This is a genomic window from Paenibacillus aceti, from assembly GCF_003614185.1.
In the GTDB taxonomy this organism is placed as follows: Bacteria; Bacillota; Bacilli; order Paenibacillales; family Paenibacillaceae; genus Fontibacillus; species Fontibacillus aceti.
On sequence record NZ_KZ987724.1, the window covers coordinates 3,699,912 to 3,713,701 of the forward strand.

14 protein-coding genes and 1 pseudogene are annotated in these 13,790 nt (G+C 41.9%); 1 reads left to right on the forward strand and 14 read right to left on the reverse strand.

The window, feature by feature from the left end; all coding sequences use genetic code 11:
• Positions 1-15: 15 nt before the first annotated feature.
• From pcrB to BFJ94_RS16710, 13 genes and pseudogenes are all read right to left on the reverse strand, one after another.
• Positions 16-717: a heptaprenylglyceryl phosphate synthase gene (gene pcrB / locus BFJ94_RS16650; protein ID WP_120463662.1), complete on the reverse strand. Its 702-nt coding sequence runs from the start codon at positions 715-717 to the stop codon at positions 16-18.
• Between the two features lie 298 nt (positions 718-1,015).
• Complete coding sequence (locus BFJ94_RS16655; protein ID WP_120463663.1) at positions 1,016-1,909, reverse strand: phosphatidylinositol-specific phospholipase C/glycerophosphodiester phosphodiesterase family protein; 894 nt, start codon at positions 1,907-1,909, stop codon at positions 1,016-1,018.
• Between the two features lie 21 nt (positions 1,910-1,930).
• A complete protein-coding gene (locus BFJ94_RS16660) occupies positions 1,931-3,337 on the reverse strand; it encodes an undecaprenyl-phosphate glucose phosphotransferase (RefSeq protein ID WP_120463664.1) in 1,407 nt (468 codons plus the stop codon).
• A complete protein-coding gene (locus tag BFJ94_RS16665) occupies positions 3,334-4,278 on the reverse strand; it encodes a glycosyltransferase family 2 protein (RefSeq protein ID WP_120463665.1) in 945 nt (314 codons plus the stop codon). Before BFJ94_RS16665 ends, BFJ94_RS16660 begins: the two co-directional genes overlap by 4 nt.
• A 147-nt stretch (positions 4,279-4,425) precedes the next feature.
• Positions 4,426-5,355, reverse strand: coding sequence for a glycosyltransferase family 2 protein (locus BFJ94_RS16670; protein WP_120463666.1), 930 nt, complete (start codon positions 5,353-5,355; stop codon positions 4,426-4,428).
• A gap of 127 nt (positions 5,356-5,482) precedes the next feature.
• Positions 5,483-6,355, reverse strand: a pseudogene (gene rfbD / locus BFJ94_RS16675) (dTDP-4-dehydrorhamnose reductase).
• Positions 6,352-7,374: a dTDP-glucose 4,6-dehydratase gene (gene rfbB / locus BFJ94_RS16680; RefSeq protein WP_120463667.1), complete on the reverse strand. Its 1,023-nt coding sequence runs from the start codon at positions 7,372-7,374 to the stop codon at positions 6,352-6,354. The pseudogene rfbD and the gene rfbB overlap by 4 nt, the downstream one beginning before the upstream one ends.
• Positions 7,375-7,386: 12 nt before the next feature.
• Positions 7,387-7,935, reverse strand: coding sequence for a dTDP-4-dehydrorhamnose 3,5-epimerase (gene rfbC / locus BFJ94_RS16685; protein ID WP_120463668.1), 549 nt, complete (start codon positions 7,933-7,935; stop codon positions 7,387-7,389).
• Positions 7,936-7,955: 20 nt separating this feature from the next.
• On the reverse strand, positions 7,956-8,699 hold the full coding sequence (locus BFJ94_RS16690; protein ID WP_120463669.1) for a sugar phosphate nucleotidyltransferase: 744 nt from the start codon (positions 8,697-8,699) through the stop codon (positions 7,956-7,958).
• A 67-nt stretch (positions 8,700-8,766) separates the two neighbouring features.
• Entirely contained in the window at positions 8,767-9,204 is a 438-nt protein-coding gene (locus BFJ94_RS16695) for a GtrA family protein (protein WP_229717230.1), read from the reverse strand.
• A complete protein-coding gene (locus tag BFJ94_RS26220; RefSeq protein WP_120463671.1) occupies positions 9,152-9,529 on the reverse strand; it encodes a DUF2304 domain-containing protein in 378 nt (125 codons plus the stop codon). Before BFJ94_RS26220 ends, BFJ94_RS16695 begins: the two co-directional genes overlap by 53 nt.
• Positions 9,526-10,236 (reverse strand): glycosyltransferase family 2 protein, encoded by a 711-nt coding sequence (locus BFJ94_RS16705; RefSeq protein ID WP_120463672.1) that lies wholly within the window; start codon positions 10,234-10,236, stop codon positions 9,526-9,528. Before BFJ94_RS16705 ends, BFJ94_RS26220 begins: the two co-directional genes overlap by 4 nt.
• Positions 10,237-10,283: 47 nt before the next feature.
• A complete protein-coding gene (locus tag BFJ94_RS16710; protein ID WP_439116394.1) occupies positions 10,284-11,528 on the reverse strand; it encodes a DUF7657 domain-containing protein in 1,245 nt (414 codons plus the stop codon).
• A 62-nt stretch (positions 11,529-11,590) separates the two neighbouring features.
• Between BFJ94_RS16710 and BFJ94_RS16715 the strand changes: the two genes are divergently transcribed.
• The gene (locus BFJ94_RS16715) at positions 11,591-12,784 is read left to right on the forward strand and encodes a transposase (protein ID WP_016311143.1); all 1,194 of its coding nucleotides are present in this window, start codon (positions 11,591-11,593) and stop codon (positions 12,782-12,784) included.
• 93 nt (positions 12,785-12,877) lie between these two features.
• Here the strand turns inward: BFJ94_RS16715 and BFJ94_RS16720 are convergent, their stop codons facing one another.
• Positions 12,878-13,768: a DUF7657 domain-containing protein gene (locus BFJ94_RS16720; RefSeq protein WP_120463674.1), complete on the reverse strand. Its 891-nt coding sequence runs from the start codon at positions 13,766-13,768 to the stop codon at positions 12,878-12,880.
• Positions 13,769-13,790: the final 22 nt, after the last annotated feature.

Genomic DNA, 13,790 nt, shown 5'->3' on the forward strand with positions numbered 1-13,790 from the left:
ACCTCTAACTATCTATCAGCGGACGTTGCTATCTTTTATCGCTGCTACGGTCTCCAAAGCTTGATCCAGATTGCTGTATATGATGTTGCCCACGACGATCGTATCGCTGACCGCTGCAGCCTGCCGTGCCGACTCGCCATCGCTAATCCCACCACCATAGAACAGACGGGATGCTTCCAATGAACGGCGCACCTCTGCGACCAACTCCAAATCACCGAAGGTTCCACTGTACTCCACATAGACAATCGGCAGTTGGAACATCCTGTCGGCAATTTGTGCATATGCAGCCGCTTCTGGCCCTGTTAAGGAGGTTCTGGCACGCGTCAGCCTGGCTACCGTGGAATCTGGATTCAACACGATATAGCCTTCCGGGACCAGCATGTCCCAAGGGATCATATGACCATATTTCTCTGCGGCCTGTGCCTGGTACCCAATCAGCCATTGCGGGTCGCTACTATTCAGCACCGTCGGGATCAGGAACAGATCAAAGCCCGGCACAATCGCCTCCAGATCGGAAACCTCAAGCACACACGGTATCTCGAACTGGCGAATTCGCGCCAACAGCTCCGCCGTATTATCAAAGGTCACCCCACTGGAGCCGCCAACCATGATGGCATCCGTCCCTGAACAGCAGACTGCTTCCAGCGCTTGATCATCTATAGGGCGATCGGGGTCTAATTTGAACACATGTCGCCAAGTCTGCACCATTTGCTTCAACACAGCTTCCTCCAGTTTACTCGTCTGATTTGACGGGCTTCCCCTCCACGAAAAAAGGGGCTTGTCCCTCGCCCCGCCTGTCATTTAAACCTTCAATGCTGGATCATTCAATCCTATTAGAGGTAGATCAAAATTTGTGCTGTTCATCCGAACTTTGGCTTGGAGAAATGCAGGGCTTGCCCCTCCCATTCCTCTCGCACTTATTAGTCTAGTTTACCATAGAAAAGCTGTCAATGTTCGCATAAAAGGGGAACAAAAAGATGCCCCCCCAGCTAATTGGAAAGGCATCCTGTACAGACTATAGGCCCAGATAATTACGCCACCAGGAACGTGTGCCATCAGCCTCAGTCAGAAAATCCGTGTAAAAGCCGTAAACCCCCATATTTTTAAAGTTCTGCACTTTCTTTACATCATTAATGGTGTGCACATACGAAAGAATTCCCAGCTTATTCAGCTCCGACACCAGCTTCTTGTTCGCCCGGGCCTCTGACATGGTGATCGCCGCGAGCCCTTTCTCCTTAGCAAAGTTAATCACTTCTTCATCGGATTCATGCGTCTGATACAAGGTAAAAATCATGGATTCAAACGGATAGATCGCCTGGATCTGATCCCACATCGGATGATTATAGATTTGCGGGACGATCCGCTCCAATATCTCCGGGTTACGCTGCTTGGCGCCGTCCACGATTTTGGTGAAAATACGGTCGATTTCCTCCGGGGTAATCTGCTTCGTATCCGTCACCAGGTACATATCGGGATAATCCTCCATCAGATCAAGGACATCATCCCAATTCATCGGCTCATACCGCCCCATAATCTTGGCAGCCTTGAACTCCGCAGATTTCAGTACAGCCCCATAGCGCTCCGGCTGCAAGCCGTCCTCTTGCCCCATCATTTTGGTGAAGCTCTCTCCCCACTCATGGCGAGCGATCAGATCATCATCCGTACTCAGCAAAAAATCCGCCTCGAACACACGAGTCCCCTTCTCATAATTAGCGATAAAAGCTTCATAGCTATTCGTATACGGCTGCCCGCTAATCCCGCCCATAGCATGAGCGATCATATGGTGGGCCTTGAATCCCTCCGTCTGCTGCGGCAGACTATTAGACTTATTGTGGTAGAAGATTAATCCTATGAATATAGCGAGAATCAAAATTATTAACAATATGAAATAAGGCCATTTTTTTCGCATGAAAGTAATCCATCCTAGTTTTTAATAAGCATTTTTATTCACGAAGCCGTTAACGATGGTCTTGCAGATAATCTTAATATCCAACAGTATAGACCAATTCTCAATATAGAAAATATCATGCTCGATCCGATCCTCAATCGAGGTATCCCCACGCAAGCCATTAGCCTGAGCGTATCCGGTAATTCCGGGACGAACATGGTGCTTCACCATGTATTTCGGGATTTCCTCGCGGAACTGCTCGACATAGTACGGGCGCTCTGGCCTTGGGCCGACCACGCTCATCTGCCCGGCAAGTACATTGAAGAATTGTGGCAGCTCATCAAGACTCGTCTTGCGCAGAAATGAACCGAACTTCGTACGTCTGGGGTCATTTTCCGTCGTCCAGCCAGTATCCGCAACGCCCTCAGGTAGAGCTCTCATCGAACGGAACTTATACATAGAGAATTTACGACGATTCAGACCTACCCGCTCTTGCTTAAAAATAATTGGTCCCTTGGACGTCAGCTTGATCCCAATTGCGATCAGCAGCATCATCGGCGAAGTAACGATAATCGCGAACGAGGAAAATACGATATCAAACATCCGCTTCACCAGACGGTTTCCGGTCAGATCGAGCGGAATATCACGCACGTTAATCATCGGCATGCCAGCAAAATTGTCGAAATACGGCCTAGCTGGCAAGAAATCAAAGAAATCAGGGATGATCAAAGCTCGGACCCCGGCCTTCTCACAAATCGATATGATCCGTGCATATTTGGGATGGGCGTAGAGCGGCAAGGCCAGTACAACCTCATCAATCAACTTTTTCTGGAGAATTTTCTCTAGTTCATCCACCGCACCCAGGACTGGTTTATAGCGTTTAAGCTCCTCTGGTGTAAAGGTACGATGATCATCCAGAAATCCAATCACTTCGTATCCAAGCTCTGGATACAACCTTAAGTTATCGTAGAACTTGCAACCGAGCGAGCCCGCCCCAACGATGAGTACGAACTGCTTGTTGAAGCCTTTTTTGCGGAAATGCTTAAGGGATTGCTTGAGAAAGTAGCGGTAAAGCATAATGAGCAGCAGATTGAATCCCATATAGAGCGCCAAATAATCACGGGAAATGTCGACCTGCTTCACGAAGAACATGACACTGAGCAGGACGAACAGGCTTGTTAGATGGACCTGAATCAGCTTAAGCACTTCGTCGGCAAAGCGTTTCTTACGCTTGGGAGTATAGAGTGATATCAAAACCCCGGTTAGAACCGCAATCGCCCCATAAACCAGACTCCAGAACGCATAGATCTCTACGGGGAGGGCGCCTTCAAAATCCATCCAGCCACTCTTGAACTTCAGCCACCAGGCAAGAACGAAAGATACCTGGATGCAGAAAAAATCGACTAAACTATAGAGTTGTGACAGAAAACGCTGGTTTTTACGGATCATGACCTCACCTCCAGACTGGAATCCTTAGCAGGCGGCTGACTGCCTGTCGTCGGAGTCGTTCCTTTCCCACGAGGAATTAATTTATTCTTCATTAATGATAACGTAAATGATAACGTAAATTTCAGTGCGATGCCGCTATATACAGCCATATTCGTAAACCAGGAATATCGTTGTACATAATGCTTGCGATGAAATATCCACATGGAATGGTGGAATTCATATATAATCTTAAACGGCTTACGCCGGCTGCTCGCTCCCTTATAGTGAACAATGTATGTCGCTGGATGGTACCAAATGTCCCAGCCCGCTTGCTTGATCCGGTAGCACCAGTCCACATCCTCCCCATACATGAAGAACGTCTCATCCAAACCGCCTACCTGCTGCAGCGTCTCCCGCCTTACCAGCATGAAAGCTCCCACCAAACAATCGATGGCATAGCTCTCATCCGGATCCAGATAACCTAGTTGATACTGATTAAATCGCGGTTTATCCGGAAATAGCTTCGCGAAACCAAAGGCATAGTAGAAGGAAGCTGACGGCGTCGGAAATCCACGTCGGCATGCTTTGTCCAGTGAACCATCCGGCAGGATGACCTTGCAGCCTGAAGCGCCGATCTTCGGTTGCTCATCCATAAAAGCCACCATCGTCTGCAGCGTTTCCGGCTGCACGATCGTATCCGAATTAAGCAGTAATATGTAACGGCCTGCAGCCACTTCCATCGCTTGGTTGTTAGCCTTGGCAAAGCCCGTATTCTCTTGATTGGCAATCATCCGCACCTGCGGGAATTGCTCTGTAATCCTCTGTACGGAATCGTCTCTAGAGGCGTTATCCACTACAATGACCTCAAACGAATAATCCGTCTCGGAATCAAACACCGATCGCAGACAATCCAGCGTCAGCCGGCAGGTATTATAATTCACGATCAACACACTTAAATCCATGTACTACGCGCCCCTGACAAATATAGTAATCTATCGACTATCGTCAACATTATAGCATAATGTAGGGGGAGAAGCTGAGAGGTAAGGAATTCTTAAGGTTTTGATTTTAGATTATGCAGCAGAGATCTTCATTGAGTAATATTAACTTTATTTCTTCAATTTCCCCTTAATCTCGTTTCTCTTTTCTTTTAACAGCGGCAGTTCTTTAACGAATTCCCTCCATGCGCCCAAAACTTTAGGCTCCCGTACTAAAAAATAACCATTCGCAGCAATTTCATAAGCCAGAAATTTAGGTAAGTTCTTCAGCCATAATGTCCCTGCTACATTTTTATAGATCATTTTATAGCGGTTAATATATGATTTTCTGCGAATAAATAGTGGCTGTGAGTTTCTGCCGCCCTTTTTCCAACCGCGTTTATGATAGCCTATTGCCTCCGCACAATAATAAGATTTCCAGCCTAATAATTGAGCGCGCCAGGCCACATCCACATCTTCTTTATAGGCAAAGAAGTTCTCATCAAAAAACTGCCCTTGAACCGAGATATTCTCAATCATAGTACGTCTGTACATTGCAGCAGCGCCTGAAGGACCAAACACTGCACCTGACTGCTTCCACTCTTCTACTGGCTCTCCTGCCCCACGATCAAAGGCGCGCCAGATACTGTTCATTACTAACCCCGTGCTATCCACAATTTCAGTTGCAGACTGACGCAGTAAAAGCCCAGTAGCACTACCCACTTGGGGATGTTCCTCCAAATACGAAATAATCCGCTCTATATAATCAGGCTGAAGACGGACATCCGGATTTAACACTAAGGCATAGTCACTGCTAGATAAAGAAAGCGCTTGGTTATGTGCAGGTGCAAAACCTGTGTTCACAGAATTTTCGACTAACTCAATAGAAGCCTGCTGCTGCCTGATAAAGGAAAGAATCTCTTCTACCGTATCATCAGCAGAAGCATTATCAACAATAATGATCTGTTCAGGTTCAAAATTTTGATTCAATATGCATTTCAGGCAATCTATTATATCCACTGAGCTATTATATGTAACGATTTGTACACTTACAGTTGGCATTTGGGAAAATCCCTTTCTGATAGTATTCCAAAGAAAAAGAACACCATTTAACATAGTGTTCTTAATTAACTAGCTACATTATAGCAAAGCTCGTATAGTCATACTATAAAAAGGTACGCCTCAGCGATCATTCTGAGCCATTAACAAGATATTCTTGTAAAAATCCTTTAAGTCCCTCTCGCCAATGCCTTATATCCTGAAAACCGTTTGTCCTTATGCTCAAATGCTCCATTACTGAATTCGCAGGACGCGGCGCAGGACGTGGAAACTCCTCAGTAGTGCACGGGTTTACCTGAACACTATAAGCTCCGCCCAGTGAATTAGCCTCTTCGAAGATCGCCTGCGCAAATTCATACCAGGTACACTCTCCTGAGTTAGAAGCGTGTTAAATTCCGTACTGCGCCGTTTGTACGAGATCAAGGGGGAAGGCTGCTAAGTCCACCGTATAGGTCGGGGAGCCTTTCTGATCATTCACCACCTGAAGTACAGGTTTATCCTTCCCTAACTTCAGCATTGTTTTCACAAAATTATTGCCATGAAGGCCGTAAACCCACGAGGTCCGTACAATAAAGTAGGCCGAAGAAAGGCTTTGAACAAGTACCTCACCAGCACGTTTCGATTTTCCATAGATGCTCTGAGGGTTCGTATTGTCATATTCGTGATAGCCTGTAGTGGACTGTCCGTCAAAGACATAATCCGTGCTAATATAACAGAACTTCGCGCTGATCTTCTCGGCAGCGACGACCAGATTTCTCGTACCCACAGCATTCACTTGATAAGCCTGATCTATATCCGTTTCCGCTTGATCTACGGCCGTGTAAGCCGCGCAATGAATAATGACATCAGGAGTAAACTCTTGAATTCGTCTCAGACAGGCTTCGGAATCTGTAATATCCAAGGAATCGCGATCACAAGGAAGTACCTCCATAGATTGCTGTTCAAACAGCGCAACTACATCCCGTCCTAATTGCCCCACCGCTCCGGTAACCAGAATCTTCATGCTCGATCCCCTAGCCTTGTTCCATACTGCTTGGCATAGTAATCTTGATACGCACCAGATTGAATACGTGTCCACCATTCTTTGTTGTCCAAATACCACCTAATGGTCTCTTGAATCCCCGTTTCAAAGGAATGCGCTGGCTTCCAGCCTAGCTCAGTCATCGTCTTCGTAGGATCGATACCATATCGACGATCATGACCAGGGCGATCCTGTACATAAGTCATCAACGATTCAGACTTATCCAATTGCTCCAAAATCGTTTTAACGATGTGCAAGTTCGTTCGTTCATTATTTCCGCCAATATTGTACACCTCACCATTGCGTCCCTTGTGAATGACAAGATCAATCGCACTACAGTGATCCTCAACATACAGCCAGTCACGAATATTCAGGCCATCCCCGTAAATCGGAAGCTGCTCGTCTGCCAAAGCTTTTGAAATCATAAGTGGAATCAGCTTCTCCGGGAATTGGTAAGGTCCATAGTTATTGGAGCAACGAGTAATGTTCACTGGCAAGCCGAAGGTTTCGTGATAAGCGCGAACTAACAAGTCACCGCCTGCCTTGCTGGCCGAGTAAGGACTATTAGGTGCAAGTGGCGTAGTCTCACTGAACAACCCTGTATCTCCTAATGTACCGTATACTTCATCCGTTGAAACTTGAACGAATTTGCTAATATTATGTTTTTGGGCTGCATCCAGCAAAACCTGTGTACCTAGAACATTCGTCTTCACGAATACATCCGGCTCCATAATACTGCGATCAACATGGGACTCTGCTGCAAAATTGACAACCACATCAATTCCTTGACCCATCAACTCATCCATCTTCGCAGCATCACGAATATCTGCTTTGACGAATACATGGTTGGGATTGTTCTCTATCGATTTCAGATTTTCCAGATTCCCCGCATAAGTCAGTGCATCGACATTCACGATTTGATAATCCGGATGCTTCTTCAGCATATATAAAACAAAGTTGCTGCCGATAAATCCGGCCCCGCCGGTCACAAGCAGTTTCATTGGTGTAACCTCCTAATCAAAGTTCAGTTCTGCATTAGCCAGGGTTGGATGCTTCCGATCCTTGTCCGAGAGTAATGGCTCACTGACGGGCCAATCAATGCCAAGTGCCGGATCATTCCATAATATGCCGCGATCATTCTCTGGCGAATAATATTCGTCCACTTTATATAAAACTTGGGTATTCGGTGTCAATGTACAAAACCCATGCGCAAAGCCCTTGGGAACAAGCAGCTGTCTTTTATTGTATTCAGTAAGAATAACCCCAACCCACTGCCCGAAAGTAGGCGAACTCTTTCTAATATCCAGGATCAAATCATATATTGCTCCGGTTAACACGCGAATTAACTTCGTCTGAGCCTTTGGATTCAATTGATAGTGAAGCCCTCTCAGAACCCCCGGCTCAGCGGATAGAGATTGATTGTCTTGAATAAAATCATACTTCACACCTAACTGTTCCATAACCTGCTCATTATAGCTTTCCATAAAAAAGCCCCGGTGATCGCCGTGGACGATAGGTTCTATAATACGTGCGCCATCCAACTTAAGAGGAGTGACTTTCATAAGCATAATTCCTCCTATATCTAAATTTTCAATTTTCCAAACTCTTCTCCAAAGTTTAGGTTACTCGCTAACTCGTTTGCTCGTGCTAATGAGGCATGTGTCCCAGCGTCTGTCCACCAACCATTAAGTATATCATATGTCAGCTCATTACGATTAATATATGCGTTGTTTACGTCTGTGATTTCTAATTCGCCCCGGTCAGAAGGCTTTAATGTTTTGACAATATCAAACACCTTATGATCAAACATATAAATTCCAGTTACCGCGTAATTAGATTTAGGCTGCGATGGCTTTTCTTCAATAGATACAATACGATCCCCATCAAGCTCAGGCACTCCAAATCTCTTAGGGTCTTTCACTTCTTGAATTAGTATCTTTGCACCATTTTTTTGTTCCTTAAAGTTATTAACATAAGGGGATATATCATCCTCAAAAACATTATCACCAAGAATTACAACCATTTGATCATCACCAACAAACTGTTCGGCTAGATCAAGTGCTTGTGCAATCCCCCCAGCTTCATCTTGTACTTTGTAAGTAAAGCAAACTCCCATGTCAGATCCACTGCCTAAAAGATTAACCACGTCTCCCATATGTTCTTTGCCAGTAACAATTAGAATATCGTTAATTCCAGCTTCCTTAAGTTTATAGACAGAGTGAAAGATCATGGGGTATTTCCCTACTGGGAGAAGATGTTTGTTAGTAACTTTGGTTAGAGGATAAAGGCGTGAGCCTGTACCACCTGCTAGAATTATACCCTTCATAATTAATGTCTCCTTACCAATTATATTTGATTACTATAAGATGATAGCTCTGAATCTGTGCTTTGGTTTAGCCGTCTTTAAATACCCAGTACTTTGACAAAGTAAAGTTAAATATAGGAACTATAATAATTGCAATAAACTGAGCTAATAAATACCAACCTTCAAAAATATCAACTACTAAATACATTATGGCTACATTTATTAGTAATCCCACAGAACAAGTTAAAGTATATTTAACAAAATTAAGATTACTACCTGCACTTTTCGTAAAGGTCCAAACAGTGTTTAACCTAAAGGACGCAATCAGTGACAACGCAAAGCCTATAATGGTCGCCAAAACCGCAGGAAAAACAAAAAGTTCAACGCACAATGTTAACACCACAGTGTGTATTAATGTTCCTATTATACCAACTAAACCATACCTAATAAATTTACTAATTGTCGTATCCTTTTTAAGGACTTTCATTAATATTCTGATTTTTTTCATCTCTCTGCTTAATTTCATTTTTTAACAACCCTATTTCTTGAGATAACCTCTTCGTCTGATTAGTCAATTTAGAAATCAAAACAGTAAAATTATAAAGGATTATAAATACAATAATAAAAGAAATTAAATAAAGAGCATTCACTGGTGTTTCTATAAATATATTATTCGAGATGTAGTATAGAAGCTTTGGATAAATCGCAAGTACAAGTGTTACTATAACCATAATGAGCCAAAGCAATGCATACTTCAATTCCAGTTTATATTTCCTGATATTATCAACAAGGAAATATAGCAATCCTAAAATTATAACAATCAGTAAAATTTGCAAATTTAATGGAATCATATTTTTTGAATGATCTCCTTGTTGTTATCCCTCATATAATCAATCAGTATGGCTAGTGAAACTTTAATCATATAATATACAGCTTTTATTTTATTAATAGAAGAGACGCCACTTTCTCTGCTGTTCATAATAACAGGCACTTCAACAACCTTCAATTCGTTTCTCAATAACGTAACTATAGTCTCTGGCTCTGGATAGTCTGAGGGATATTTACCAGAGAAAAATTCGATCACTCTTCTATTACATGCGCGAAATCCTGAGGTAGGGTCTGTAATTCTTTTTTTAAGCAATAATTTAATAAGTCTCGTAAAGTATTTGATTCCTACTCTACGAATAAAGGTAGATTGAAAACCCTCTTTTGCAATGTATCTTGACCCAATAACCATATCCGCTTGTTCATTTATAATAGGGGATACTAAATCATTAATATAATGTGGATTATGTTGCCCATCCCCATCAATCTGTATAGCTATGTCGTAATTATTACTAGCAGCGTATTTGTATCCAGTTTGAACTGCACCACCGATCCCTAAATTACAAGGTAAATCAATATATTTAACACCATATTTCTTACAAATATCTATCGTTTTATCAGTCGAACAATCATTGATTACTAATATATCTATATCAATGTCTTTAAACTTTTCGATTAATACTCCTAAGTTCCCCTCCTCATTAAAAGCAGGGATAATAGCTAACTTTTTCAAGATTTTCCACTTCCTTAAACATTAGAGTGCTCTGTAATTTAGATAGCTTAGTATAGTTGATAGATCAATAAACCAGAATTTAAATCCTTGTATATAGGCTCGATGTTCATTTCTATCGGGATTTCCACATTAGATAGCAAATATTTTACATTTAGTTTTGATACATCCCTATAATGTATATTTAATGTAAATACATCTGGATTATCTAAAACAAAATTAGTTTCTTCATTTACAATATTCACCATCACATGTGCATATCGATTATATATATCTCTATATTTTCCTTGGGTATCTACTTTTTCCCATAAACTTATGTCAGGTGTGAAGTGAACACCATTTAGCACTTTCATTCCTAATGATACTAATAATTGCCCGTTATAAATACTATTATTCGCCATCCAAGTCTGTCCAGGTGATCTCGATTCGATATTAATAATTTCCTTACTAATTTCAAGATTTTTTATTGCTCCAGTACCTCGAGATATCGGATTAATCAACATGCCCGTTATTACAATTGGCAACATAACCACTGCAAACAATTTGAATTTTCCATTACAAATGAAATAATTGATAGTTAAAAACCATATCAAAGTAACAATTGTTAAAACAATCCCCAAATAACTCATCATTGGTGTGTTGATTAATGATGAAGCATAAATGATCGCCACAACTATACAACTACATACTTTCTCAAACTTCGAAAATGGTTTGTGTTCTATTATTATACCGATCATCCAAATACTAAGAAGTACACTTAAAAAACCTAATGCTATGTGCGCTAACCTACCTTCTTGTACATATGAGAACAAAGAAATTTTGGCTATAAAACTAGGATACTTGACAAATAGCCAACTTAATTGAAATAACATAAACAAGTATAGACTATAAAAAGTATATTTCCTCTTCTCGTATCTTATTAAAGCAACAAACGTCAACAAAAGTAATGGTATGAAATTATAATAAGAAGAAACTTCGCTATTATTACTAAAGTTTACATCTTTAAATGGTAAAAGCCAATTCACAAGATAATTTTGCAACTCTAGCAGAGAGAACCCTCCACCTTGAACGAATCTATTTCCTGGATAATCTGTCCCAAGCATAAGCTTTAAATCATCTAAAGCATAGTAGAGATAAAATAAAACAGAACCTAACGCAAATAGCACCGAAAAAAATAATGTAATAATTTCTTTTCTATTTATTTTAAATAATGATCTATTATCTAATATGAGCGTTTTGCAGTAATCTGAGGCCTTGAGCCGTAAGGATTTTCGGACATAAAAAAGGGACTTCACCCCAACTTGGAGAAGTTTTCAAGTGACCAAACCCAAAAACCTCAAGGATGGAGGAAGTCACTTTGTATATTCTCCAAGAATGTCTGTTTTCCTTCGAAGAACTTTTAAAAATTCAACCCAAGGAGAGATTGCCGATCTTCTTCAGTTCTCTCGATCTGAGACCGTATGCCAAGGAACTGAGAAGCCGTTCACCCCGAGGCGCTGAGGGATACTGCAGACAAGGTATTCTACGAGCACTCTTGGCTGCGCCGCTTGAAGGAATAAGTACCTTTTCAGGGTTGCATAAGCGTTTGGATACGGATCTCCGGTTTCGTTATCAGTGTGGTCTTCCGCTGGATCGAGAAGCTCCTTCCATATCCACATTAAGCCGAGTTTTCTCAGAACTGACGAGAAAGGACTTGGCAAAACGGCTTTTTGAGGATTTGGTCACACGCTGTCAGCAGGAAGGTATCATAGAAGGCAGTAACGTCGCCATAGACAGCGCCGCTCTCCGCGCTTACGAGAAAAAGCAGCCCAAACGCAAAAGCGAGCAAACGGGTAATGCGAACTGGGGCGCAAAAATTGATTCCTTCGGCAATAAAATCACATGGTTTGGTTACAAAATTCATCTGGCGGTCGATACGAAAAGTGAATTGCCGATCGCCTTGGAAGTAACGCCGGCGCATGTCAATGATGGAGAAATGGCGCCGGGCCTGATCGAGAAAACAGCGTCCAGGACGAGCACACGATTTTTCATACTCGATGCGGGCTACGACCAAATGAAAGTTTATGAGGCCGCCCGCAACGTCAAGGCACAAGCCATCATTCCCCTTAATCTGCGGGGGGAGAAGGAACCGCCTGCTGGCATGACCTCGAACGGAACACCGTGCTGTTCCATGGGTTATGCGATGACATACTGGGGAGTTGACGGCGATATGCATAAATTTCGCTGCCCGCATGCCACGGGTAAAGTCGACTGTCCGCTTGGCATGGCTGCCTGCTCGTCTTCAAACTATGGAATGGTCGTCAAAGTAAATGCGAAGGATGATCTCCGGCGATACAGCATCCCTCATCGGGATACAAAGCGTTGGAAGGAACTTTACAATGAACGAACCAGCGTAGAACGCTGCAACTCCCGATTGAAAACCTATTTGACGGCAGACGCCGCACATGTCCGGGGCATTCAGAAAGTCACAACTCACCAGTATTTGAATGCCATTGTTCTGCTTGCATCTGCGCTCGCCGTTTCTCATCATTCAAAACGGGCTGCCGCTTAAAAAACGAGCTGTTCTAAAATTCTGCAAGTCTGCCCTTTTCTTCACCCATATAATACCATTTTCGAAAATTACCCCTTAACGACAGTGAATATGCTATCGCTTCTTCTCTGAAACGGAATTATGCAAAACACTCAATATACTTGAAATTAAAAATATAATTATCAAGTACGCCATTGGGACTTGGACTGGAGGATACAATATAGTAACAAATCCTGTTCCAGCTAGTATAAATGCAATTATTAGTAATTGCCTCTTTATAACTTGATCTTTATACTTCATAAATGTAATAATGCAAACAATCATAGCTTCAGATAATAAAATCACTTCGGTCACAGCTGCCGATGTATCAAACCACCACTGTATACTAGGTGATAATGTAATCCAAAGGGCCCCGAGTAAAGATAATTTTTTGTTTTTTGTAATAAATACGCATATTTCAAAACTCAATAAAAATATGGAAATCAATTTAAAAGACCAATACCATGATAGTCCGTAATCGCCACCGAAAAGCAAAAATCCCCAAAAATAAGGTTTACCTAATATATCTGGACTCCACGTTGGAGTATTTAGCATTGTTGCATTTATGCCCTCTGATTTAATATTTTTATTGATTATTTCAAAACTATTCTCAACTTGTGACATTAACCACGGTGTATGGACCAAAAACTCATCTGATCTTATGTTTCTCTCTACACCAACTAAAGTCGTCTGGGTCGCACTTGAAGAATGATTGGGTTCAATTATTCCAGCCCAAAGCCCTATAGATGAACTATGTATTCTAAAAAACACCATAAGTGCGAATATCACTAGTGCTATTACATACCTTTTACGAACTATGAATTCTAGATTTGACAATATAAATAACATTAAAATATACGCTATAATAACAAATAGATTAACAATAAAAAGATTATATGGATCCAGAATAAAGTTCATATCGTTAATTAGGATTTTATCAACTACCACTTCTTGGTTTTGAATCATACTCAAGTCAATTCTTAATGCA